This is a genomic window from Sphaerotilus uruguayifluvii, from assembly GCF_013294065.1.
GTDB lineage: Bacteria > Pseudomonadota > Gammaproteobacteria > Burkholderiales > Burkholderiaceae_C > Sphaerotilus > Sphaerotilus uruguayifluvii.
In genome coordinates this window covers 1-1,080 of the sequence record NZ_JABSNM010000048.1, presented here as the reverse complement: position 1 = coordinate 1,080, position 1,080 = coordinate 1, and the positions used below count along the sequence as shown (strand labels likewise).

Sequence of the window (1,080 nt, the reverse complement as noted above, 5' to 3'; positions counted from 1 at the left end):
TGTCAAGACCCGGGAGATTCTTTGGCCGCTTCTTGAACAAGTCGGGTGACTTGGCCCGCCAGGACTTGAGGGCATCAAGAGGCGTGTGATGGTCCAGAGCGCGCTGTGGGATACGGGTGTTGTAGACCTTGACGTAGTTCATCAGGGTCTGCTCAAGCTCGGCAGCGCTGTGGAATCGGGTCTGGGCGGTGATCTCGGCAATACGGCCGTTGAAGCGCTCGACCAGGCCGTTGGTCTGAGGGTGCCTGGGAGGACAAAGCCGATGCTCGATGCCCAGCGCGCGACACCGCACGTCGAAGTGATGCTTGCCGCTGGGGGTGCGCGACTTGCGCTGGAAGCGGTCGGTGAAGCACGCGCCGTTGTCGGTGAGCAGCTTGTCGATGCGCATCGGGGCGGCCTCGTGCAGGCGGTTGACGAAGTCGACCGCGCTGGTGGTTTCCATGTCCGCATAGATGCGCACGAACACCCAGCGCGTGGCCCGGTCGATGCCCACGTACAGGTAGCGCCGAGCGGTCTCGTCGGGCATCTGCGGCAGGTACTTGATGTCCACGTGCACGAAGCCCGGCTCGTAGTCCTTGAAGCGCTTGGGCGGGGCCGCCTGGGCCGACTCCCCACTGGCGGCGGCCTGCAGCTCGCGCAGGTTGTTCACGCCGTGGCGGCGCAGGCAGCGGTCCAGCGCCGAGCGCGAAGCCTGGGCATTGACGAACTCGCGGGTGATCACCAGCAGATCGTCCAGCGGCAGCAGCAACAGTCGGCGCAACTCCACCACGATGGCTTCCTGTGCCGGGCTGAGCGTGGTGCTGAGCTTGTGGGGCCGATGGCTGCGGTCTTCCACGCTGTCGCGGGCCTGCCATTTCGCAGCGGTCGGCTCGGAGATGTTGTACCGGCGGGCCAGCTCTGCAGGGCTGTCCTCGGACGCCTGGATCTCCGCCCGTACTCGCGGGGTGGTGCGCGCCTGTGGATGGATCTGGCTCATGTCGTTGACCTTTGCTCCGGGTTGCTCAACACCTCGCGCATGACCTGTCTTGCTCGGTACAGTGGCCAGCTGCGTATGGGCCAATGATCATATGGGACCCAACA

At 65.1% G+C, this 1,080-nt stretch carries 1 protein-coding gene; it reads right to left on the bottom strand.

The features are described 5' to 3' along the window. Window positions 1-976: IS481 family transposase (locus HNQ01_RS22120; RefSeq protein ID WP_173807666.1), on the bottom strand; the 976-nt coding region annotated here is incomplete at its 3' end. Window positions 977-1,080 lie beyond the last annotated feature (104 nt).